17 protein-coding genes, 2 pseudogenes and 1 riboswitch are annotated in these 18517 nt (G+C 71.8%); of the genes and pseudogenes, 10 read left to right on the top strand and 9 right to left on the bottom strand.

Annotated features, from left to right (window positions below; genetic code table 11):
* The first annotated feature begins 5 nt into the window (after nucleotides 1-5).
* Nucleotides 6-1556, top strand: coding sequence for a TRAFAC clade GTPase domain-containing protein (locus tag OG429_RS33175; RefSeq protein ID WP_328928946.1), 1551 nt, complete (start codon nucleotides 6-8; stop codon nucleotides 1554-1556).
* Nucleotides 1557-1904: 348 nt separating this feature from the next.
* On the opposite strand, the gene OG429_RS33170 is transcribed toward OG429_RS33175, so the two are convergent.
* Nucleotides 1905-2813 carry an aminoglycoside phosphotransferase family protein gene (locus tag OG429_RS33170; RefSeq protein ID WP_328928945.1) on the bottom strand — a complete coding sequence of 303 codons (909 nt, stop codon included), beginning with the start codon at nucleotides 2811-2813 and terminating at the stop codon, nucleotides 1905-1907.
* Between the two features lie 211 nt (nucleotides 2814-3024).
* Nucleotides 3025-3256, top strand: a riboswitch (cobalamin riboswitch).
* 130 nt (nucleotides 3257-3386) lie between these two features.
* Here OG429_RS33170 and OG429_RS33165 point away from each other — a divergent pair.
* Nucleotides 3387-3815 carry an acyl-CoA thioesterase gene (locus tag OG429_RS33165; protein WP_328928944.1) on the top strand — a complete coding sequence of 143 codons (429 nt, stop codon included), beginning with the start codon at nucleotides 3387-3389 and terminating at the stop codon, nucleotides 3813-3815.
* 59 nt (nucleotides 3816-3874) lie between these two features.
* Here the strand turns inward: OG429_RS33165 and OG429_RS33160 are convergent, their stop codons facing one another.
* Complete coding sequence (locus OG429_RS33160) at nucleotides 3875-5173, bottom strand: MFS transporter (protein WP_328928943.1); 1299 nt, start codon at nucleotides 5171-5173, stop codon at nucleotides 3875-3877.
* Between the two features lie 124 nt (nucleotides 5174-5297).
* Here OG429_RS33160 and OG429_RS33155 point away from each other — a divergent pair, with 124 nt between their 5' ends.
* Complete coding sequence (locus tag OG429_RS33155) at nucleotides 5298-5870, top strand: TetR/AcrR family transcriptional regulator (RefSeq protein WP_328928942.1); 573 nt, start codon at nucleotides 5298-5300, stop codon at nucleotides 5868-5870.
* A 123-nt stretch (nucleotides 5871-5993) separates the two neighbouring features.
* Here the strand turns inward: OG429_RS33155 and OG429_RS33150 are convergent, their stop codons facing one another.
* A complete protein-coding gene (locus OG429_RS33150) occupies nucleotides 5994-6929 on the bottom strand; it encodes an MBL fold metallo-hydrolase (protein ID WP_328928941.1) in 936 nt (311 codons plus the stop codon).
* A 158-nt stretch (nucleotides 6930-7087) separates the two neighbouring features.
* Here OG429_RS33150 and OG429_RS33145 point away from each other — a divergent pair, with 158 nt between their 5' ends.
* From OG429_RS33145 to OG429_RS33135, 3 genes and pseudogenes are all read left to right on the top strand, one after another.
* Nucleotides 7088-7297 (top strand): hypothetical protein, encoded by a 210-nt coding sequence (locus OG429_RS33145; RefSeq protein ID WP_328928940.1) that lies wholly within the window; start codon nucleotides 7088-7090, stop codon nucleotides 7295-7297.
* A pseudogene (locus OG429_RS33140) lies at nucleotides 7284-7998 on the top strand (amidase); the annotation flags it as partial. The gene OG429_RS33145 and the pseudogene OG429_RS33140, both read left to right, overlap by 14 nt.
* 38 nt (nucleotides 7999-8036) lie before the next feature.
* Nucleotides 8037-8258, top strand: a pseudogene (locus OG429_RS33135) (alpha/beta hydrolase); the annotation flags it as partial.
* A 108-nt stretch (nucleotides 8259-8366) separates the two neighbouring features.
* Here OG429_RS33135 and OG429_RS33130 read toward each other — a convergent pair.
* From OG429_RS33130 to tsaD, 3 genes are all read right to left on the bottom strand, one after another.
* The gene (locus OG429_RS33130) at nucleotides 8367-9332 is read right to left on the bottom strand and encodes an MBL fold metallo-hydrolase (protein ID WP_328928939.1); all 966 of its coding nucleotides are present in this window, start codon (nucleotides 9330-9332) and stop codon (nucleotides 8367-8369) included.
* Nucleotides 9333-9507: 175 nt separating this feature from the next.
* Nucleotides 9508-10182, bottom strand: a complete 675-nt coding sequence (locus OG429_RS33125; RefSeq protein ID WP_328928938.1) for a hypothetical protein — start codon at nucleotides 10180-10182, stop codon at nucleotides 9508-9510.
* A gap of 274 nt (nucleotides 10183-10456) precedes the next feature.
* The gene (gene tsaD, locus OG429_RS33120) at nucleotides 10457-11503 is read right to left on the bottom strand and encodes a tRNA (adenosine(37)-N6)-threonylcarbamoyltransferase complex transferase subunit TsaD (RefSeq protein WP_328930494.1); all 1047 of its coding nucleotides are present in this window, start codon (nucleotides 11501-11503) and stop codon (nucleotides 10457-10459) included.
* 214 nt (nucleotides 11504-11717) lie between these two features.
* Between tsaD and OG429_RS33115 the strand changes: the two genes are divergently transcribed.
* From OG429_RS33115 to OG429_RS33105, 3 genes are read left to right on the top strand one after another with little or no spacing between them, the layout of a single operon-like run.
* The gene (locus OG429_RS33115; protein WP_328928937.1) at nucleotides 11718-11969 is read left to right on the top strand and encodes a hypothetical protein; all 252 of its coding nucleotides are present in this window, start codon (nucleotides 11718-11720) and stop codon (nucleotides 11967-11969) included.
* A complete protein-coding gene (locus tag OG429_RS33110; protein ID WP_328928936.1) occupies nucleotides 11966-14272 on the top strand; it encodes a heavy metal translocating P-type ATPase in 2307 nt (768 codons plus the stop codon). The genes OG429_RS33115 and OG429_RS33110 overlap by 4 nt, the downstream gene beginning before the upstream one ends.
* Nucleotides 14269-14796, top strand: coding sequence for a copper chaperone PCu(A)C (locus tag OG429_RS33105; protein ID WP_328928935.1), 528 nt, complete (start codon nucleotides 14269-14271; stop codon nucleotides 14794-14796). Before OG429_RS33110 ends, OG429_RS33105 begins: the two co-directional genes overlap by 4 nt.
* 31 nt (nucleotides 14797-14827) lie before the next feature.
* On the opposite strand, the gene OG429_RS33100 is transcribed toward OG429_RS33105, so the two are convergent.
* Nucleotides 14828-15043, bottom strand: a complete 216-nt coding sequence (locus tag OG429_RS33100) for a hypothetical protein (protein WP_328928934.1) — start codon at nucleotides 15041-15043, stop codon at nucleotides 14828-14830.
* Between the two features lie 281 nt (nucleotides 15044-15324).
* Between OG429_RS33100 and OG429_RS33095 the strand changes: the two genes are divergently transcribed.
* On the top strand, nucleotides 15325-15534 hold the full coding sequence (locus tag OG429_RS33095; RefSeq protein ID WP_328928933.1) for a heavy-metal-associated domain-containing protein: 210 nt from the start codon (nucleotides 15325-15327) through the stop codon (nucleotides 15532-15534).
* A gap of 57 nt (nucleotides 15535-15591) precedes the next feature.
* On the opposite strand, the gene OG429_RS33090 is transcribed toward OG429_RS33095, so the two are convergent.
* Both OG429_RS33090 and OG429_RS33085 read right to left on the bottom strand, forming a co-directional pair.
* On the bottom strand, nucleotides 15592-16620 hold the full coding sequence (locus OG429_RS33090; protein ID WP_328928932.1) for an NAD(P)/FAD-dependent oxidoreductase: 1029 nt from the start codon (nucleotides 16618-16620) through the stop codon (nucleotides 15592-15594).
* Nucleotides 16617-18515, bottom strand: coding sequence for a ferritin-like domain-containing protein (locus tag OG429_RS33085; RefSeq protein ID WP_328928931.1), 1899 nt, complete (start codon nucleotides 18513-18515; stop codon nucleotides 16617-16619). The genes OG429_RS33090 and OG429_RS33085 overlap by 4 nt, the downstream gene beginning before the upstream one ends.
* Nucleotides 18516-18517 lie beyond the last annotated feature (2 nt).

Raw genomic sequence — 18517 nt, 5'->3', positions numbered from 1 at the left:
ACTCCGTGGCTGAAATCGTCAGGTTCGTCCTGCTCCCCGTCCTCTTCCTCTTCGGGCTCTCCTGGTACCTGGCCTTCGTCCCCTTCATCGCCACCCTGCGGGGTCTCGCGCTGGTCATGCAGGTGCTCGCCGGGTACGGACGCACGCTGGTCGGCGTCGTGTACCGGCGCACCCCCGAGTTCCGGACGCTGCCTCCCTACCGCCCCCAGGACGAGGAGGTGAAGGCGTACCGCAACTACTTCTTCGGTCCGGCCTCACGCGACCTGCGCCAACTGCTCACGCTGGAGGGGCGCTCGTACACCACCACGGTCGGCGATTCCTTCCGCGCCGTGACCTCACGGCAGTTCGTCGCCCCGACAAGGCACCGGGCCTTCACGATCCCGTACGGCCTGACTCTGTACCTGGGACTCTGCGCGGGCGCGGCCTTGGCCGTTCCGCTGCTCGGCCTGCTGTTCGCCCTGCACGCGCTCGTCCTGGCGCTGCTGACGGGCGGTGCCCGGCTCCTCGCCGGCACCCTGAGGGCCGTCGACCGGGCAGTGCTGTGGATGAAGCGGCTGCGCACCGGAATGCTCTGCCCGCACTGCTTCGAGCGAGTGCCCTACCCGTCGTACGACTGCCCCAGCCCCACCTGCCGGCGTCGGCACGCCGACATCCGCCCGGGGACGTACGGGATCTTCCGGCGCCGCTGCGAGTGCGGACAGCGCATGCCGACGCTGCTGATGCTGATGGGCCGGAACTCGCGGCTCCAGGCGTACTGCGTCCACCCGCACTGCGGGAAGCCGATGAACACGGACGCCGGCCACATGCCCGAGGTGGTGATACCGCTGATCGGCGGACAGGCGGCGGGCAAGACCCAGCTGATGGCGGCCATGCTGCTGTCCCTGGAGCACGCCGCGGCGAACGGCGGTCCGGCGATCACCCTCGCCGACGAGGAGTCGGACACCAACTACCAGGTGCTGCGCGAAGTACTGCGGATGCGGGGGCACACCCGCGCCACCCAGAAGACCCTGCCCCGCGCACACTCCTTCGTCCTCGGCGGCGGCCGGTCCCAGCGGCTGATCCACCTCTTCGACACGGCCGGCGAGCGGTTCGTCGACCGCGAGGACACCGACGCGCTGCGCTACGCACGGGCCGCGCGCACCTTCGTCTTCGTGCTGGACCCGATGGCGGTGAAGGCGTTCTGGACCACCATGGAGCCGCCGCCCGGCCCGCTGCTGGACCGCACCCTCGGCTCCACGGTCGATCCGGAGGAGGTCTTCGCCCGCTCGGTCCAGGCCGTGGCCGCGATGGGCGCCCCACTGCAGCGCTCGCGCCTCGCGGTCGCCATCAGCAAGACGGACCTGCTCGCCGAGCACGGCCTGGTACCGGCCGGCCTCGAAGACAGTACCGGCGCCCGGACCTGGCTCCGTGAGGCGCTCGGCCTGCACAGCCTCGTGCAGGCCATGGAACTCAACTTCCGGGAGGTCCACTTCTTCCGCACGGCCGCGGTGGCGAACGAGGAGGCCGGGGTGGACGGAAGCGTCGCGGGGTTCGTCGAGTGGTGCCTGCGGAGCTGAACCGCAGGGCTGCCCCCGCCGTGGCCCGGACCGCCCAAGGCGTGGGAACCGAAACGTGGTGCCGGTGGCCTCCCCTTCGATTGAATGGATGCCGTGACACATGCCTTGCGTTTCACCGAGAAGGACCTGCGCCGACTGGCGGGGCGCGTTCCTTCGAGCGGGGGCGCGGCTATCTCTCCGCCGTCTCCCGGCTGGAGATCGGGGACGAAGCGATCACCGCCACCGTCGAGGGAAACGACACCAAGCGGAAGCTGATGGCCGTTCTCGACCAGCACGGGCTCTGAACGTCCCACCCACTGTCACTGAACCTGCGCCGTACGGCGCTTCCTCCTGGGTCGGGGAGGCCGCTCAACGCGTGGCGGCGTCGGCGAGGATCGCCTGGAGGCGTGCTCGGCATTCGGCGACGAAGGCGGGGAAGGTGTCCCAGTAGTAGGAGATCCCGCTGACGCCCACCGCGACCGCCCAGGCGCGGGCGCGGGTCCAGGTCGAATCGTCGAGGTTCAAGGTGTCCCAGTAGGCCTGTCGGGCTTGTGACGGCAGGTCCCAGACCGTGGAGTGCTCAGCGTCGGGAAATCCGACCGAGAGTCCTCCGAAGTCGATGACCGAGTGGAGCTTGCCGTCCCGGACCAGGAGGTTGGTCGGCTTGAGGTCTCCGTGGAGCCACACGTGAGGTCCGGAGGGCTCGGGCAGTGCGAGCGCGGCTCGCCACAGCTGTTCCAGAGTGTCGACGTCGAGCTCAGAACCCACGGTGGTCCGGCAATCGTCGAGACATCCACTGATCCACTGGTCGCACGGCCCCAGGCTGCCTCCGCGGTACCAGCTGAGGCCATCTGCGCGGGTCGCTCCCATGAGGTCGATGCCGTGGAGCTCCCTCACGACCGCCGCCAGGTCGGCTCCGAAGGCGGCCCAGTCCCGGACGGTGTCCGGGCCGGCTTCGTCACCGTCGATCCAGCGATAGACCGACCAGACGACCGGGAAGGCGTCGGTGGGTGTCCCGGCGTGGACGGGCTCGGGAACCGGACACGGGAGGAGGGGCGCCAGGCGGGGCAGCCATTCCTGCTCCTTCCGCACGGACTGTCCGTTGTCGGCGGTTCGCGGAAGTCGCACGAGCAGGTCATCGCCCAGCCGGTACATGGTGTTGTCCGTGCCTGCGCCTGCGGGCGACAACGGCAGGGCGGCCCACTCCGGGCGCTGCGCCTTCAGCAGTGACCGGACCAGCGTTTCGTCGACGGGGATCTCATTCTCGTGAAGCGTCACGCCGGAAGTCTCGCCGCTGGAGGGCACGGGAAGCCAGTGACTTTCCATCACCCCTGGTCCTGGTCCCGGCCCTGGCGGTCGGCCGGGCCGTCCTACGGTCCTACGGCAGGCCGAATCCGTACCGCGGCAACGGTCGGCCGCCGAGCAGCCGGAGCCGGCCGGGTGAGGCGGGGGTCACGCACGAGCGGCACCCGCGCCCGCGGGACAGCCCTTAGGCTGGCCCGGCAGCTGGTTCGCCCCGTCAGCCAGGCGGGATGCGTCGCAAGAGGGAACCCGGTGGGAATCCGGGACTGCCCCGCAGCGGTGAGCGGGAACGACCGCCGTCATACGCACTGGGTCCGGGACGGACCTGGGAAGCAACGGCCAGTAGGTGCCTCCGTACGCGCCATGCGTACGCCGGCCCGCCCGCGAGTCCGAAGACCTGCCGCTGCCCGTGCGCGAAAGACGCGTACGGAGATCTCGGTGGCCTCGAGGGCGGGCCGGCGGCAGCGGGCGCATGCGTGCCCGCCGCTCCTTCGCGCCTGCGGCCGGTCCACCGGGACCGCCCCCGCACGACTCGCGAAGGAGAGCTCCGTGACCGCGGACATCACCGCAGGCGCCAGGGCCCACAAGGCGCCGGCCGACTCCCGTGTGACCCTCGCCCACATCATGAGCGAGCACGACACCAACCTCTACGGGACCATTCATGGCGGCGTCGTCATGAAGCTCATCGACGACGCGGCCGCGGCGTCGGCGGGCCGCCATGCCGACGGCCCCGCCGTCACGGTCTCCGTGGACCGCATGACCTTCCACTCCCCAGCCCGTGCCGGGGACCTGCTGACCGTCCACGCCACGCTCGAACGAGCTGGCCGGACCTCCATGACCGTCTCCGTCCGGGTCACCGCGGAACGCTGGAACATCACCACCACTCCCGCCACCGAGGTCGCCACCGCCGTCCTGACCTTCGTCGCCATCGACGCCGACGGACGGCCGCGGCAGGTCCCGGGCCTGCTGGAGGAGTAGCGGGGGGCGGGGCGGGGACCCCCGACCCACGACCCGCTCGTCCGGTGGCTCCGGGCCTCTCACCCTCGTGTACTACCGCGGTCACTCCGTGCCCAGGCCACACGGCCTCGTCCGACCGTGACATCGGCCGGTGGTCCCGCGGGGACCTCCGGGGCGGCGACCACGCTCCGGGGGAACCCGGGTCCGGGATGAGGGAGCGCGGCGGCAACGAGGGTGAGCAGCGCGGCCGTGGCGAGCAGGGCGACGAGGACGGCGTACAGATGGGCCGCTGTCCGCAGGCCGTACACCTCCGTCAGGAGGCCTGCGGCCACGGCCGGCAGGCTCATCGCCACGTAGGAGAGCACGTAGTACGCGGCCAGCGTCGTGCTCCGGTCGGGCTGCGGGACCGGGGCGAGGACCATGCGCAGCGAGCCCTGTGACACCGCGCCGAAGGCGACACCGGCCAGGAGGGCCGCGGCGAAGACGGCGGGCAGGCTCACCAGGTGGATGGCGGCCAGGGACAGGGCCACGGCAACGGGAACCGCCGAGCAGCCCAGGAGCGTGGCGGTCACGGGGGGTAGGCCGCGGGTGGCCCGGACCGTGAGCGCCGCCGACAGGCTCAGGGTGAAGAAGACCATGCCTCCGGCCGCCTGCGGAGCGTCGGGGGCCACGAGGCGGACGAAGGCCGGGCCGAGGGAGGAGTAGAAGCCTCCGAGCGCCCATACGGCGATGACTCCCCCGCCGCTGATCACAAGGGGCCCGCGGGCGGCCGGGGAGACGGCGAGGCGCGGACGCAAGGAGCGCCACGCCCCGGCGTGGGGACGGGCGGTCTCGGGGGAAAGGGAGACGGCGGCTGCCTGCCCGAGGAATACGAGCATCAACGCGAGGTACACGGTCACGGTCGGCCCGGGTACGTAGCGGATGAGCACGGTGGATGTCAGGACGCCGACAGCCATCCCTGCCGCCGGCGCGATGCTGTTGGTGAGGGCGGACCGGCCGGGGTGCCCCGGCTCGTCGAGATCGACCAGGGCGGCCCCCGCCGCGCTGGTGGCCGCGCCGGTGGCGAGTCCTTGCAGCACGCGCGCGGCGATGAGGGCTCCCATGCCGTCGGCGCTCGCGAACGCTGCCATCGAGGCCGCTTCCAGCGTGAGCGCGCACATGAGCACGGGACGCCGCCCTACGTGGTCGGACAGGGCCCCGGTGGTGAGCAGGGCCGCCAGCAGGGCGAGGGTGTACGCGCTGAAGACCACCGTCACGGACAGCGCGGACAGCTCCCACCGGTCCTGATACACGGGGTAGAGGGGAGTGGGCGCGCTGGAGGCGGCCAGCAGGGTGATCAGGATGGATGCGTCCAGCACGAAGGGCAGGCGCTTCACCATCAACAACTCCCGACTTAAAGCGGATGGTTTGCTTTAAGCACGCTACTTCACCCTTCGGGGCTAAAGCAATCGGTTCGCTTTAAGTTGCCCCCATGAAGCAAGAACTTTGCTTTAAGCTGCTCACATGAGTCGCAAACCCATGGTTCGCCCGGGCGGCCGCAGCGCCCGTGTCCAGGAAGCGGTCCATACCGCCGTGCGCGAACTCCAGGAGGAAGTGGGCCGCCCCGAGCTGACCGTTCCGCTCGTCGCGGCCCGCGCGGGCGTCACGCCGTCGACGATCTACCGGCGCTGGGGCGACCTGCAGGAGCTGCTGTCGGACGTCGCCGTGGAGCACCTGCGGCCGGACGCTCCGCCGCGGGACCACGGAGACCTGCCGACCGACCTGCGGAACTGGGCCGAGCAGTTCATCGAGGAGATGGCCTCTCCCATCGGCCGGGCCTACATTCGCGACGCCCTGCTCGGGGACCCCGGCGGTGACAACGCGGCGCGGTGCTCCGCGTACGCGGCCGAGCAGATCGACATCATGCTCGCCCGGGCCGCGGAGCGCGGCGAGGACGCCCCCGACGTCGAGTCGGTCCTCGACCGGGTCGTGGCGCCCATGATGTACCACATCCTCTTCCGTCCCGGCGACCTCACCGCCGCCTACGCGCGCCGGCTCGTGCAGGACGTCCTGAACGGCGGCGACACGTCCCGCTGACCGGGCGCGGCGGGTTCACGAGAGGCCGCCTCCAGCCGGTTCGCTCCGCCGCAGGATGCCACCGAGGCGGTCGACTCCACCCCGCGGTCCCGCGTCGGCCGCCGCGGCCCGATGCGCCGGCGGTCAGGCTCCGGCCACCGCGCCCCGGCCGGGCACGGGCTCGAGCCGGTAGGCGTCGCCCATGGTGACGACACGGCCGGCGGTCGGCGGAGGGAAGTGAGTGCCGAGGAGCAGGCCGTCGGTGTCGGCGAGCGAGGCGAGCAGCGAACGGCGGGTCGCCTCGGCCTGCTCGGGGTCGATGTCGACACAGCTGCCGATTCCCGGATGCGCCAGCTGTACGGGGTGATGGATGCAGTCCCCGGTGATCACCGCCGTGGCACCGGCACTGCTCACCTGGACGGCGACGTGGCCAGGAGTGTGCCCCGGGGCCGGCACCAGGCGCAGACCGGCGGCGATGTCGATGCCCTCGGACGGCACGTCGACCAGGTCGAGCAGACCCGCCTCCTCGACCGGATGCACGGAGTCGCGGAACATGGCGCGCCGCGCCTCCTCCATGTCGTACGCGGCCCAGAAGTCGTACTCCGCCTTCGCCGTGAGGTAGCGGGCGTTGGGGAACGTCGGCACCCAAGCGCCTTCGGCTTCCCGCGTGTTCCAGCCGACGTGATCGGTGTGCAGATGGGTCAGCACCACCAGGTCGACGGCCTCCGGAGCGAACCCCGCCGCCGCGAGGCGTGCGAGGTAGTCGGTGCGGAGGTCGTGCCATGCCGGGTTCGCGCGCGTCTTCCCGTTGCCGACTCCGGTGTCGACGAGTACGCGCAGTCCGTCCACGACCAGGGCGAAGCTGTGGCTGTCGATGCGCAGGATCCCGTCGCGATCCGCGAAGTCGGGCCGGAGCCAGCCCTGTTCGGCGACGACGTCGGCGGTGGCGGCCGGCAGGAGCCAGGGGCCGGTCTCCGGCGGCAGCGGGATCTCGTCGATGCGGTGGACGGTGACGTCACCGATCGCCCAGGACGGAGCGGCGGCGGGCGGGGCGGTTTCGGCGGGCGGAGCTGTGCGCACGAGAGATGTCTTCCTTCGTCTACGGAGGGCGGATCCACACTCAAAAGCGATTGGTTCGCTTTAAGTAACGTAGGCTCTGCCGTCAGCTAACGCAACCTGTTAGCTTTAGCGTGGCGGTGATCACTCGCCGCCCCTCAGCCCGATCAGGAAGGCCACACATGTCCGCCGCTGATCTCACGCCGCCGGAGGCGGCTCGCTGGGCCGCGCGATCCGGACTCCCGCTGGCGAACGAGCGCCACGCGGGAGTGGCGGCCACCGCCGACCACATCCATTCCGTCGTCTCCGTCCTGCGGGAACTGGACTTCGGGGACACACCGCCGGCCGCCGCGTACCGCGCGGGAGGGGAGCAGCACGATGCAGCCGTTTGAACTGACCGTGGCCGACGCCGCCGAGGCCATACGGACCCGGCGGCTGTCTCCGGTCGAGCTGGTGGACTCGGTACTGGAGCGCATCGAGCAGGTCCAACCGCGCCTGCGGGCCTACGCCGCGGTAACGGCGGATCACGCACGGCAGGCAGCGCGACGTGCGGCGGACGAGGCCGCCACCGACCGGATCAGAGGACCTCTGCACGGCATTCCCGCCGGGTTGAAGGACCTGATCGATGTGGCCGGGATGGCCACGTCCGCGAGCTCCCGGGTACGTGACGGCCACCGGGCGGTGGCCGACGCCACGGTCGCAGCGCAACTCTCCGCGGCCGGCACGGCTTTCGTCGGCAAGACCCACACGCACGAATTCGCCTACGGCCTGACCACACCTCAGACCGGCAACGCCTGGGACCGGGGGCGGGTCGCCGGTGGCTCCATCGGCGGTCGCCGTGGCCGCCGGAGCCGCCACGTTCGCGCTGGGGACCGACACCGGGGGGTCGATCCGGGTACCCGCCGCACTGAACGGGGTCGTCGGCCTGAAGCCGACGTACGGACTGGTCCCCCGGTACGGCGTGACGTCCCTGTCCTGGTCGCTCGACCACGTCGGCCCCATCACCCGCACGGTGGAGGACGCCGCGCGGGTCCTGGCCTCCCTGGTCGGCCACGACCCGCGCGACCCGGCGTCCGTCCCGGCCCCGGCCGTGCTGCGCGCGGGACACGCGTACGAGCAGACCGGCACCTGATGGAGCACGACCGGGTGGACCGGGCGGCCGGCCATCAGCTGAAGATGCCCGTCACCGTGCTCCAGCAGGACTGGGGCGCCGCCCTCGGCTTCGACGCGGCCGCCCTGTGGCACACCTGGGCCGCCGACCTGCAGCACAGGACCGTCACGTGCGGCCACTTCATGGCCGAGGAGGCTCCCGCCGAGATCGCCGAGGCGCTCCGGGCCCCACTCGAACGCTGAACACTCGATCGCACGCGTTCCCGGGGGCGGCGTGGGCGAGAAGCCGAAGCAGCCCGAGACCCGCCCGCGCGACACCGCTACCCCCGTCGACGCGGACGCAGCGCCCGGTCACCGACCCGGCTGCTGGTGCTGTTCGGGCAGCCGGCTGTCCGGGTGCACCCACAGCAGCACGTTGCCGGGCCGCTCGTCGCCGAAGAAGGCGAGGACGTCCTGGTCCGAGTGGCGCAGGCTGAAGTGGGTGAGGACGAAGAGGGTGTGCGGGTGGGCCTCGACGACGGGCTTCAGCCGACTCCAGACGGTGTGTCCGACCCGGTCGGCCCGCTCGAGTTCGGCGTCGTCGAGATAGGTGCACTCGGTGATGAGCACCGGGTAGTCGAAGAGCCACGGATTGTCCGCGAACACGCTGACATGGGTGTCGCCGAGGAAGGCGAACAGCGGCCCCAGCACCTCGCGTTCGACCTCGATGCCGTCCTGGCGGCGCTGCGCCAGGATGCGGCCGAACTCCGCGCCCCGGCCCTGTTCGGCGAGGGACTGCCGCAATTCCTCGTACTCGGGCAGCAGTGCCTTGCGGCGTTCGGAGAACGCGTATCCCACGCACGGCACCTTGTGCGCGCACTCCACTACCCGCACGTGGTGCCCACGGCGTCCGAAAGTGAACTCGTCGCCGCCGCGCACCCCGTGCAGCCGGCATTTCGCGGCGAGGGCCGGATCGTAGGCGGCGCCGTGGTTCAGTTCGGCGGAGGCCCGCAGAAAGGTCTCCACGTACGGCACCGCCGCGGCGGGCAGGTGGATGTCGACACCGGCGGGCCTGGCGGCGAGGTAGTCGAGGTCCTTGGAATGGTCGTGGTGGGTGTGGGTGAGGAAGACGGTGTCCGTCTGACGGCCTTCCGCCAGTCCGGCGTCGAGCGCGCAGCGCAGTTCCGGTATGTGGAAGAACGTCTTGTCGTTGGCGCGCGAGTACCCGGTGAGGGTGAGCTCGGTGCCGGGTATGCGGCACGTCTTCCATTGTCGGAACGGGTGTCCCTGCTCAAGCCGTTCGGGGTGGGCGGGTATCCGCGAAGGGGCCTGTGTCATCGCTGCCTCCGTCGTACCGCCATGATCAGGTGAGGACCCGATCGTAGTGGGCAGTGCCCCGCGGCGGCCCACGGTTTTCCGGCCGCCGGGCACAGCCCGGCGGCCGCGTGCTGCCCCGGCCCCCTGCCCCCGCACGGGCGGGGTCAGGGGGCCGGGGTCACAGGCGAGTCGCTACTCAGCGTTCCTGGACGAAGGCACGGCCCGTGCGGGACTCGTCGGAGCAGGAACGCTTCTCCGCATCGGTCATCTTCCGGCTCTTCACCACCACCGCATTGCTCTTGCCGTCAGTGCCGTTCTTGGCCGGGCTGGTGATGGTGTCCTGGAAGAACCAGTAGTAGTGGCCCCACTTGGGGCTGTCGTAGTGGGTCTGCCAGGTGCCGGAGACCTTCTGCATCACCTGGGCGCGTGAGATCCAGCCCACCTCGCCGGGCTTCACCGTCATGTTGAGCGAGCTGCTCTCCGAGTGAGTGCTCGACCAACTGTGGCTGTAACTCGCCGTTATGCTGAGGTCCACGATGCCCGCGATCTTGCCTCCGGCGGTGACGGAGACGCCCAACGAGTCGGTGGATCCCACCGTGTCGTCCCACGTCATCGCCTGAGTGGCGTCGGACGTGCTGCAGTTGAACACCGAGTTCGACACCTGACGGAAGTCACCCAGGTACGCCTCGCCGAGCTGGGGCGAGTTGAACGTGCACTTACCTTCGCCCGAGGCGCAGTCCGCCATGAGCAGCGGCCGGGTCGGCTGGTCGGCAGCGGACGCCGGAAGGGTGCTTGCCGCCGCGACTGCGCAGGCCGCCGCCGTCATTGTCAGCGCGCGGGCCGCGAAGCGCTTGACGCGGTTTGTTGTCATCGTGGTACCTCTCACGGTGCTGGGGGGATCGGTGACCGACGTACGGCGGGGGCACATTGAGGCGCCCAACGGCAGCACGTTCGATCACCGCCTGTTGCAATCCGAGATTCTCCCGACCCGTAAGAAAGGTACGGCGCTAATCAGACAACGTGCGGCGTGCCCTTCGTGAGGCTTCCACGAGCGGCGAACGGCGCGCGGGGCGCGGGGCGCCCGGAGTGGTACTGGCTGCTGATCGAGCACGCAGACACCGAGATCCAGCTCACCTGGGCCGATCTCACGGCAGCGCGGCGGCGGGGTGCAGGGCCGCGTACTCCAGCGGCGCGGACGGGTCGATCGACATGTCGAGCCGTGCGGGAGCCGAGCCCGCCCGGACCAGCAGGTCGCCGACGGCGGCGATCATCGCCCCGTTGTCGGTGCACAGCGTCAGCGGCGGTACCCGCAGCTCGACGCCGGCGGCCGCGCACCGCTCCTCGGCCAGCGCCCGCACCCGCGAGTTGGCGGCGACCCCGCCCACCACGACGAGCGTGCGCACCTCGTACTCCCGGCAGGCGGCCAGCGCCTTGCGGGTCAACACGTCGGCGACGGCCTCCTGGAGCGAGGCGGCGCCATCGGCGAGGGGGATCCCCTCGCCTCGTATGCGGTGCTGCTCGGCCCAGCGCGCGGCCGCGGTCTTCAGCCCGGAGAAGGAGAAGGCGTACGGGGCGTCGCCCGGCCGGGTCAAGGGCCGCGGGAGCGCCACCGCGCAGCCGTTGCCACCGCGCGCCGCCCGGTCGATGGCCGGCCCACCGGGATAGGGCAGGCCGAAGACCCGCGCGACCTTGTCGAAGCACTCCCCCGCCGCGTCGTCCACGGTGTCGCCGAGGTGGAGGATCGGATCGCGTACGAGGTCCCGTACGAACAGCAGCGAGGTGTGCCCGCCCGAGACGATCAGCACCATGCACGGGTTCGGGAGCGGCCCGTGCTCCAGGGTGTCGGCGGCGACGTGCCCGGCCAGGTGGTGCACCCCGTACAACGGCACCCCGGCCGCGTAGGCCAGGGTCTTCGCCCCGGCCAACCCCACCTGCAGCGCACCCGACAGGCCCGGCCCGGTCGTCACCGCGACCGCGTCGATGTCCTTGATCCGCAGCCCCGCCTGGTCCAGCGCCTCCCGCACGACCGGGTTGAAGGCCTGTACGTGCGCGCGGGCGGCGATCTCCGGCACGACCCCGCCGAAGCGGGCGTGCTCGTCCATGCTCGACGCCACCACGTGCGCGAGCAGCCGTCCGCCGGACACGATCCCGGCCCCGGTCTCGTCACAGGACGACTCGATGCCCAGCACCACCGGAGAGCCCACCACAACCTCTTTCGCGCATAATCAGTTACTGCAATTAATGTGCAACAAGGTACCCGGACCGGCGGGAACTCATCGACGCCTCGCCCCGACTACTCGTGGGGACGGCATCAGCGCACCGCGGGATGCCCCCTCGGCAGCGGTCTGCGTACCGCAGCACCTGACGAGCGAAGGGCGCCGGACCGCGCCCGTCACTGGAGTGGCAATGACGCAACCACAGCAGTCCCCCGGCGGCACGGACCTCTCGCTGCGGCGGTGGGTGCCGCCGCCGGCGCTCGCGGGGTTCCTGGTCCTGCTGGGGCTGATGTTCTGCCTGTCGTACGTGATCGGTGCCTCGGCCGGTCCGGTCGCACCGGGTATGCGCTCCAGCGGGACCGGCGCCACCCCCGACAGCGGCAGCCCCGGGCCGCACGGTCACAGCGGCGCGGGTGGCACTCGGACGGACGGTGCGCGATGACCCCGGAGCTGGCGACCGCCTCCACCACGGACCTCACCGTCGGCGGCATGACCTGTGCGGCCTGCGTCAACCGCGTGGAGAAGCGGCTCGGAAAGATCGACGGGGTCAGCGCCACGGTCAACTTGGCCACCGGCCGGGCGCGGGTGATCCATCCGCCCGGCACCACGGCGGACGAGCTGGTGGCGGAGGTCGAGCGTGCGGGGTACACAGCTGAGGTCCACGCGCCTCCCGAGCCCCGGGGACAGGCGGAGAACGGGTCGGCGGATCCGGTACCGGAGAAGAGGAAGGAGGAGGACCGCATCGAGCGCGAGCGGCTGCTGATCACGGCGCTGCTCTGTGTGCCGGTCATGGTCCTGTCGATGGTCCCGGCTCTGCAGTTCCGCAATTGGCAGTGGCTGTGCCTCGCGCTCGCCGCACCCGTGGCCGTCTGGAGCGCCTGGCCCTTCCATGTCCGCGCGCTGCGGGGCCTGCGGCACTCGGCGGCCACCATGGACACGCTGGTCTCGCTCGGTGTCGTCGCCTCGTTCCTCTGGTCCCTGTACGCGTTGTTCCTCGGCGGCGCGGGGCAGCCGGGTATGCGGATGCCCTTCACCCTCCTCCCCTCCGCCGGAGGCGAGGTCGCCCACGTCTATCTGGAAGCGGCGGTCGGCGTACCGCTGTTCGTCCTGACCGGCCGGTTCCTGGAAGCGCGGGCACGGCGCGGTACGGGCGCGGCGTTGCGATCGCTTTCCGCGCTGGCGGTCAAGGACGTGACCGTCCGCGAGAACGGCGAGGATCGGCGGATCCCGGTCGAACAGCTCACCGTCGGGCAGGAATTCGTCGTCCGGCCCGGGGAGCGCATCGCCACGGACGGCGTCGTGGTGTCCGGGAACTCCGCCTTGGACCTGTCCCTGCTGACCGGCGAGAGCGATCCCGTCGAGGTCGGGCCGGACCGGACCGTGATCGGCGCGGCGGTGAACGTGGGCGGGCTGCTCGTCGTACGGGCCACCGCGGTCGGCGCGGACACCCGGCTCGCCCGCATCACCCGCATGGTCACCGATGCCCAGGCAGGCAAGGCGGCGGCGCAGCGTCTGGCCGATCGCGTGGCGGGCGTCTTCGTCCCCGTCGTCCTGTCGTTGGCGGTCACCGTGCTCGGCTTCTGGCTCGGCGCCGGTGCGGATCCGCAGCCCGCGGTGACCGCGGCCGTGGCCGTCCTCGTCGTCGCCTGCCCCTGCGCTCTCGGCCTCGCGACTCCCACCGCACTGCTGGCCGCGACCGGCCGCGGCGCCCAACTGGGCATCCTGGTCGGGGGACCGCGGGCCCTGGAGGCTCTGCGGCACGTCGACACGGTCGTACTGGACAAGACCGGCACCCTCACGACCGGGCACATGACCGTCGCCCAGCTCACGCCGCTCCCCGAAGGCCTGGGCCGGGAAACCGTCCTGAGGCTGGCCGGATCGGTGGAGCAGGGCTCCGAGCATCCTCTCGGAATCGCGCTGGCCGCGTACGCGCGGCGGAACCTGCCCGGTGGGACTCTGCCGCCGGTGACGGATTTCCGGGCCACCCCCGGGGCGGGTGTCAGCGGTGTGGTCGACGGCCGGGTGGTCGAGGTGTGCGCGCCGGGCGCCGACCTCCCCGAGGCGCTGGCGAAGGCACTGGCCGCCGCCGAGGCCGCCGCGCTGACCCCCGTCCTGGTAAGGGTCGACGGCGCCGGCCAAGCGCTGGTCGGCCTCGGGGACGTCGTGCGTCCGGGCAGTTACCGGGCCGTCGACCGCCTTCGGCGGCTGGGGGTGGAGCCGGTCCTGGCCACCGGCGACCGCGAGGCCCCCGCCGAGGCCGTCGCCTCCGCGCTCGGGATCACCCGTCTCCATGTCCGCTGCACCCCGGAGGACAAGGCCGCGCTCGTAAGGCGGTTGAGGGACGAGGGCCGACGGGTCGCCGTCGTCGGCGACGGTGTCAACGACGCCGTCGCGCTGGCCGCCGCGGATCTCGGGATCGCCATGGGCAGCGGTACGGACGTCGCCATCGGGGCGGCCGACGTGACCCTCGTGCGCGGTGACGTGGAGGCGGTCGCGGACGCGGTCCGCCTGGCCCGGCGCACCCTCGCGACCATCCGGGTCAATCTGGTCTGGGCGTTCGGCTACAACCTCGTCACCGTCCCGCTGGCAGCCGTCGGGCTGCTCAACCCGATGGTCGCCGCGGCGGCCATGTCGGCCAGCTCGCTCCTGGTCGTGGGGAACAGCCTGCGCCTTCGCGGCTGGGACCCCGCGGGCCGGACCGCCGGTGCACGGGCCCGCCGCGCCCGGGGAGGAAGTGAACGATGACCGATTCCGCTCGACGGGAAGTGGTGGAGGGCCGGCGGCCGACGCAGCGGCGTCTGCGTGAGGCGTACCTGGCCGCGGCCGTTCCTGTGATCGCGTGCCTGGTCGGCCTGTGCGGGCTGACGGCCTGGGCCGGCTCCGGAGCTGCCGGCACCCCACCCCGCGTCGCGGTCGACGGCGGCCGCGTCTTCCTCCCGTACGCCGACAAGGAGAACACTGCGGCGTTCTTCCGGATCTCGAACCTGGGCGGCGCGGACGACCAGCTGGTAGCCGTCACCTCCCCGGCCGTGGAGCAGACCATGCTGAGTCGGCACCGGAGCACGGGCACGGGGGCCGATTCCATGAGCATGACCGGTCCCCTCGCCATCCCGGCCGGGGGCACCGTCAGCATGTCCCCCTTCGAGGTGGACGTGATGGTGAGGGTGAAGGAACGCTGGCGGGCGGGGCAGATGATTCCCTTCGTCCTGCACTTCCGCCACAGCGGACCGGTCGAGACGATCGCGGTCGTGGTCCGGCCCGGCAGCTGAACGCCGCCGGGCCGGGGGCGGCCCCGTCGCCTCAGGCGACCGCGACGGCGTCGAGTTTGCCCGCCTTCGCGTCCTCGATGAGGGAGCCGAACTGGTCGGCGCTCATCTCCACGCGCTGTCCGAAGTCGTCGGTGATGACGACCCGCCTTTCGACGGGCGCGGACTCGTCGACGAACAGCTGGGGGCAGCCGCAGTCGCACTTGCCGCAGAACGTCGCTATTGGTGCCAGGGAATTGATATCGGTCATCACGTGCGCCCTTTCCTTTCACGTCCGTCTGCGGAACGGCCTCCCGCCACCGGACGTGAAGGGAATGCCCGTTCGGTGGCGGGCGCAAGCACCCTGGTGAACCCCCGCGGGAGCACAGCGGGGCGGGCCTGTGCTTCCGCTGCCGCCGGCCGCCCCCAAGTCGCGGAAACCAGAAGGCCCCTCCGTACGACTACGTGGGAGAGGCAGACGGTCCCCGCGCTCACCGGGCGGGAGCCGCCCGCGGCCTCCACCCTGTACGCCACTGTCGAGGAGAGAACGCCATGGATGAGCAGCGCTACCGCGTGACCGGCATGACCTGCGGCCACTGTGCCGGCCACATCACCGAGCAGGTCAATCAGGTGCCCGGGGTGAGCGGCGTCGTCGTCGACCTCGACGCGCAGGCCGTCACGGTGAGCGGCGCCCCGCTCGACGACCGTCTGATCCGCGCCGCCATCGTCGAGGCCGGCTACGAGGTCGCCGCGGCGCTCTGAGCACGGGCCGCGGATGCCACGGCGCGGCAGATCAGAAGGATGCGCGCGCGAGGATCCTCAGTCCGCAGGATCCCCATCACCCCGGAGCAGGCGAGCCTGCCGCCGGCCGGCGTCGATCTCGTGCTGCCACGAAGGAGAGGCGAACGCCTGCGGATAGAGCCGGGCACAGGTGGCGAGGTGGGCGCGGAAGGCCCTGCGCAGGCGCGATGTGTAGTGGGTGCACAGGGGTCCCTGCGGCGCCCCGGTGACCATGGCGTGGAGGGAGGCCGCGGCAAGGATGGCGGTACGCAGGGCCTGGGCCGATCCGGTGCCGCTGAGCGGGTCGTAGCGGATCGCGCCGGCGCCCACCAGGATCCGGCCGGGCACCGCCGGGGTGCGGTGCAGGCGCGGGGCGGCGGGCAGGGCTACGGCGGTCCGGGGGGCGTGCCGCAGAGCGGGGGCCAGAGCCGAGCCCGCGAGCAGCGACTCCAGCAGCTCCGTCGGCCGGGTGGCCGGACCGGGGACCATGGCTTGGAGCAGGGCGCGCCCGTCGCCCAGTGGGGTGAGGTGCAGCCACGCGCGTTCGGTGCAGACGAGCCGGGCGGTGCTCTCGTCCGTACCTGGCGCCAGCGGGGCCTCCCCGGCCAGGAGGTGGCGCCGCCCGGCCGTCCAGTGACCGGACGAACCGGCGGCCGTGACGGTCCACCGCGGTGGGCCGGGCGTCTCGGAGAGGACGTCCGGGTGCCGGGCGGCGAGGCGGCCGAGCAGGTGTTCGGCGAGGCGGGCGCCGTCCACGACGGTGGCCGGCTGGGGCATGCGCCGGCCGGTCGCGTCGGCGTCGGGCCCCCAGTACACCTGGCGGTGTGTGAGCTGATGGCAGTGCGTCGGCAGCTCGCCGCCCCACAGGGAGCGCAGCAGGTCCATCGTGGGTCCGCCCAGCAGCAGCGGACGGGGGCCTGCCGCCGGCCCGGGCGACCGGAGACGGACCCGGTGGCCACGGGCGAGCAGCAGCCAGGCGCAGGTCAGTTCGGCAAGTCCCGATCCGGCGATATCGACGGTCGCGGAGGCGTGGGGAGCGGCAGGCGTCCGCAGCGCCGGGGATGTCATTGCAGGCTGCACGCCGCGACCAAGGCGCGCGCGCCCTCCTCTTGACGGTCCATCTGCTCCTGCAGGCTGCCGTCCGCGAGTGAACGGATGGAACGCACCACCTCGCCCACGGCCCGCGCGGCGGCCCGGGGCGCCTGCCCGTCCGACAGCGCCGGGGAAGGCGCGGCGAACCGGGGTGCCACTCCGCGTGCGGCGAGCCGGTGGTTGAGCTCGTGCAGGTTCTGCATGGAGCGCACCGCTTGGGCCCTCAGGAGTCCGCCCGCCCTGTCGCCCGCCTCCAGCGTGGCGCGCAACGCGCCCAGCACCATGGCGTAGTTGAGGTCCGCGAGGCGGAGCAGCTCCACGTCCAGCGTGTCGTTCGGCGGCGTCAGTCGGCGCAGGTAGCCGTCCGGGTCCAGACCCGCCAGATGTCCGCGGATCGCCGTGAACCGGTGGTAGTGGTCATCGCCCTCGTCGATGATGAGCTTGATCAGGTGGGCCAGCCGTTCGGCCTGGGGGAAGGCGCTCGGGTTGTTCACGATGGTGTGGTGCAGCCGCACGTACATCCCGTCGATGCCGTCCGGGTCGATCTGGGCGCTCGGTTTCTCGACCGCGATGAACCACTCCAGCTGCTCGGGTGTGAGCGGCTCCAGCCTGAACTGGTGACCGGTCTGCTGCTGGATGACGAAGTCGTCGGCGGGCCTGTCGAGTTGGAGCGGGCGCCCCAGCACGCCGAGGATCTCGTTGACCCACCGCAGATGGCGCATCTCGTCCTCGGCCACCCCGAAGACCTCCTGCGCGGCCGCGAAGACGCGCCGGACCGGGACGTCCTCGGGGGTGTCCTCGGGCAGGGTCATCGGAGCGTCGAGCGAGTAGTGGGCGTAGAGGTATTCGAGGCACAGCGCGTGCTCGACGACGGCGAGGCGGGTCAGTTCCCTGATGACGTCCTGCGGCTCCATCAGGGGCAGGTCCAGCGGGGCGGGCACGCCCAGGGCGTCGTCCTCGCGCCCGTTGAGGACGACGGGGAGCACGTTCCAGTTCATGATCAGTTCGGGGTGGTCGAGTTCGAGCGGCCCGCGCTCCAGGTAGGTGGTCAGGTCCGGGGCGGGTGGCACGGTGGTGCGGTCGCTGCGCTGGAAGTTGAGGTTGCGGTACTCGCCGCCGGATGTGGCGGAGATGTCGGGTTTCGAGGCGGCCCAGTAGTAGCAGCCGCACTCCCGGAAGTCGTACTGCCAGGGCGCGCACAGGCTGCGGGTCAGGTCGCCGGGCTCGTACACGTCCGGTTCGATGACCCCGTCCTCGTCCAGGTAGTCGGCCCGCTCGGCGGTCAGGATGGCCACTTCCAGCACGCCCGCGTCATCGCGCTGCACCGCGCTCCGGCCTTGTGTCCGCCAGCTGCCCAGGCCGCCGGGAACCCAGAAGGCGCCGGGCGACCGGCTGCCGGAACCCCGGCCCACGACGATGGAGATCGTCCCCGGCAGCAGGTCGTGCACCAGCCGCCACATCCCCGGGCCGTCCAGGTCGACCGCGTGGAAGACCGGCGCCTCGGCCTCTGCCTGGTCCACGGTGGTACGCCCGCACACGGCCCACAGGTGCAGCCGCTGTTCGTCGTCCCCGGTGCTGTCCCCCAGGTCGGCGTCGGAGATCCCCTGTTCCTCGGCGACCCCGCCCTTGACGGCGAGCAAGCGGGATCCGGTGTCGTGGTGGAAGTCGAAGACGAGCCCGCGGAAGAAGGCCTTGTCGAGGTTGCGCTGGTCGAACTCCAGCCCGGGGAAGCAGTTGTCGACACCGCTCTCGGGGCGGGAGCCGGACGGGTTGCCGGCCACCCTGTGCGCGGCGCGGGCGGTGAGGTTGCGGGGGAAGATCTTCCCCGCGGGCGTGGAGACGCCCGCGCTCCCGGGGATCGGCTGGTCCATGG

Source organism: Streptomyces sp. NBC_00190 (genome assembly GCF_036203305.1).
Classification (GTDB): Bacteria; Actinomycetota; Actinomycetes; order Streptomycetales; family Streptomycetaceae; genus Streptomyces.
The sequence above is the reverse complement of the archived record's forward strand: the minus strand, read 5'-3'. Positions and strand labels throughout refer to the sequence as shown.

Excerpts from the sequence above, each read along its gene's own strand:
- OG429_RS33115 (WP_328928937.1), top strand. The coding sequence starts at position 11,718 with ATGACGCAACCACAGCAGTCCCCCGGCGGCACGGACCTCTCGCTGCGG.
- OG429_RS33100 (WP_328928934.1), bottom strand. The coding sequence starts at position 15,043 with ATGACCGATATCAATTCCCTGGCACCAATAGCGACGTTCTGCGGCAAG.
- OG429_RS33160 (WP_328928943.1), bottom strand. The coding sequence starts at position 5,173 with ATGGTGAAGCGCCTGCCCTTCGTGCTGGACGCATCCATCCTGATCACC.
- OG429_RS33145 (WP_328928940.1), top strand. The coding sequence starts at position 7,088 with ATGTCCGCCGCTGATCTCACGCCGCCGGAGGCGGCTCGCTGGGCCGCG.
- OG429_RS33085 (WP_328928931.1), bottom strand. The coding sequence starts at position 18,515 with ATGGACCAGCCGATCCCCGGGAGCGCGGGCGTCTCCACGCCCGCGGGG.
- OG429_RS33105 (WP_328928935.1), top strand. The coding sequence starts at position 14,269 with ATGACCGATTCCGCTCGACGGGAAGTGGTGGAGGGCCGGCGGCCGACG.
- OG429_RS33155 (WP_328928942.1), top strand. The coding sequence starts at position 5,298 with ATGAGTCGCAAACCCATGGTTCGCCCGGGCGGCCGCAGCGCCCGTGTC.
- OG429_RS33090 (WP_328928932.1), bottom strand. The coding sequence starts at position 16,620 with ATGACATCCCCGGCGCTGCGGACGCCTGCCGCTCCCCACGCCTCCGCG.
- OG429_RS33095 (WP_328928933.1), top strand. The coding sequence starts at position 15,325 with ATGGATGAGCAGCGCTACCGCGTGACCGGCATGACCTGCGGCCACTGT.
- OG429_RS33130 (WP_328928939.1), bottom strand. The coding sequence starts at position 9,332 with ATGACACAGGCCCCTTCGCGGATACCCGCCCACCCCGAACGGCTTGAG.
- OG429_RS33125 (WP_328928938.1), bottom strand. The coding sequence starts at position 10,182 with ATGACAACAAACCGCGTCAAGCGCTTCGCGGCCCGCGCGCTGACAATG.
- OG429_RS33110 (WP_328928936.1), top strand. The coding sequence starts at position 11,966 with ATGACCCCGGAGCTGGCGACCGCCTCCACCACGGACCTCACCGTCGGC.